The organism is Dietzia sp. DQ11-71 (assembly GCF_014144995.1).
In the GTDB taxonomy this organism is placed as follows: Bacteria; Actinomycetota; Actinomycetes; order Mycobacteriales; family Mycobacteriaceae; genus Dietzia; species Dietzia kunjamensis.
The window spans coordinates 1-2,426 of record NZ_JAALDT010000354.1 but is presented as its reverse complement, the minus strand read 5'-3'; the positions used below and the strand labels follow the sequence as shown (position 1 = coordinate 2,426).

At 70.8% G+C, this 2,426-nt stretch carries 1 protein-coding gene and 2 pseudogenes; all 3 read left to right on the top strand.

The features are described 5' to 3' along the window. Positions 1 to 458 (top strand): annotated as a pseudogene (locus tag G6023_RS12465) (amidohydrolase family protein); the annotation flags it as partial. Beyond that, complete coding sequence (locus G6023_RS12460; protein ID WP_182635784.1) at positions 455 to 1,972, top strand: phospholipase D-like domain-containing protein; 1,518 nt, start codon at positions 455 to 457, stop codon at positions 1,970 to 1,972. The pseudogene G6023_RS12465 and the gene G6023_RS12460, both read left to right, overlap by 4 nt. A gap of 124 nt (positions 1,973 to 2,096) precedes the next feature. Then, positions 2,097 to 2,426 (top strand): annotated as a pseudogene (locus tag G6023_RS12455) (hypothetical protein); the annotation flags it as partial.

The window sequence follows — 2,426 nt, the reverse complement described above, 5'->3', positions numbered from 1 at the left end:
TGGTCTCCGAGGTCACCCACGGCGGCGCTGCGGTCGCGCGGCTCGACCCGCCGATCCGGGACGCCGCCAACCGCGAGTTGCTGTGGGAGGCGTTGCGCGACGGCACGATCGACGCCGTGGCCTCGGCCCGCCTCGGGCTGTCGGTCGTGTGGACCGAGGCCCGTCGCCGGGGATTCGATCTCGCTGATGTCGCCGGGTGGATGGCCACGCGCACCGCCGGGGTCGTGGGCCTGCGGGACCGCGGTGAGATCCGGGTCGGCCTGCGCGCGGACCTCGCCGCGGTCGCCGATGACGACGCGTTCGTCGTCCTGCCCGGGACCCGTGAGCTGGGCTCTGCGGACTCGGTGTACGCCCAGCGTGCCCTGGCGGGCGTGGTGCGGTGGACGATGCGGGGCGGAACGGTGATCGACCCCCGTGCCCTCGCCCTCGGGACTGTCCTGACCCGACAGACGTCGTGAACCCCACAGTGGTGGGTCTCGACCTGTCCTTCCCGGCAGGGGTCACCTCGGGCCTGCTCATCACCGAGTACGTCATCAAGATCCTCGCGCTGGGGATGGTCCCCGAGAACCGGCAGCCGTCGTCGTCGCAGGCGTGGCTGCTCGCCATCCTCTTCATCCCGGTGGTGGGGGTGCCGTTGTTCCTCCTGTTGGGCAATCCCTACATCACCGGGCGACGGCACCTCATCCAGGCCGAGGCGAACCATCTCTATGCCAGGGCGCTCGAGAAGCGGCCCACCGTTCCCGACGGGGTGCACGTGAGTCCCGGGGTGCGGACCATCCTGGAGATGAACCGGACCCTCACCGCGATCCCCGCCATGTCCGGGGACTTCATCGGCCTGCATTCGGACTACACGCGGTCGTTGGCGGCGATGACCGAGGCGGTCCGTGCCGCCCGGGACCACGTGCACATCGAGTTCTACGCGCAGTCGTGGGACTCCGAAACCGACGAGTTGTTCACCGCCGCGGTCGAGGCCGCCGATCGGGGGGTCGTGGTCCGGGTGCTGGTCGACCACCTCGGGTCACTGCGCTACCGGGGGTTCACGAAACTACGGAAGCGGCTGCGGCCGACCCCGGTGGAGTTCCACCTGATGCTGCCGGTGAACCCGTTCCGCGGCCGGTTCCGGCGGCCGGACCTACGCAATCACCGGAAGATGCTCATCGTGGACGGGGTGCACGGGTTCATCGGGTCGCAGAACCTCATCGAGCGCCACTACGGCAGTTCGCGCAACGCCCGGCTCGGCCGTGAGTGGGTCGATCTGATGATGGAGGTCCGCGGGGAGATCGTCCAGGCGATGGACAGCGTGTTCGCCGTGGACTGGTATTCCGAGTCCGGCGAGGTGATCGGCACGCTGGAGGACGTGGCTCAGGGCGCACCACTGGCGCCCGGACGCACGGGCGGGGATCCCACGGCGGGCGACCCGGTGAGCGCGTTCCAGCTGGTCCCGTCCGGGCCGGGGTACAGGACGCAGCCCGGGCTTCGGATGTTCACCCAGCTCATCGGCCAGGCACGTGAGCGGGTGCGGATCGTCAGCCCGTACTTCGTGCCGGACGACGCTCTCCTGCACGCCATCACGTCGGCGTCGTTCCGCGGGGTGGGGGTGGAGTTGTTCGTCCCCGAACACGCCGACCAGTTCCTCGTCCACCACGCCCAGCGGTCCTACTACCGCGCGCTGCTCGAGGCCGGGGTGGTGATCCACCGCTTCCGCTCCCCGGCGGTCCTGCACACCAAGACGGTGCTGATCGACGACTACGCCGGGATCGTGGGCTCGAGCAACATGGACCAGCGCTCGTTCAACCTCAACTTCGAGATCAGTCTGCTGGTCCTGGGCGGCGAGGCGGTCGCGGAGCTCAACGACGTGGTGGACTCCTACCTCGAGGACTGCACCACGTTGGGCATCGAGACGTGGATGAGCCGCCCGTGGCCGGGGCGGTACGTCGACAACGTCGCACGTCTCACCTCCGCGCTGCAGTAGGCCGGGTCCGGCGGCGGATCGGGTCCGGCCGGACAGTCGGCGCTACGGGCGGGCGGCACCGCAGTAGTACGCTCAGCGTGCGCGGGTCGCACAGGCCCGCCCCTGCGACGAGAGGCTGTGCCCGATGCCCCAGACCCGTGGTTCCGGAGTCCGGACCAGGCGCCTCGGCGCCGCCGTCACGACCGCCGTGGTGGCGGCGGTCGCGGTCCCCGCCGTGGCGTACGCGCAGGAGGAATCGGGGTCGGGGTCAGCGCTGCCCGCCGAGACGGGCAACAGCAGTGTCGATGAGCTGGTCGGCCAGTTGCCCGAGGAGATCGTCATCGGCGGTGAGGCGCTCGGGTCCGAGGGGCTGCGCGAGACGGGCAGCGCCCCGGTCGCGGACGCCGGACTGTCCCTGGGGCAGGCCCTCGGTTCGGTGGCGCCGCTCGAGGCACTGGGGTCGGCCGGCGGGTCC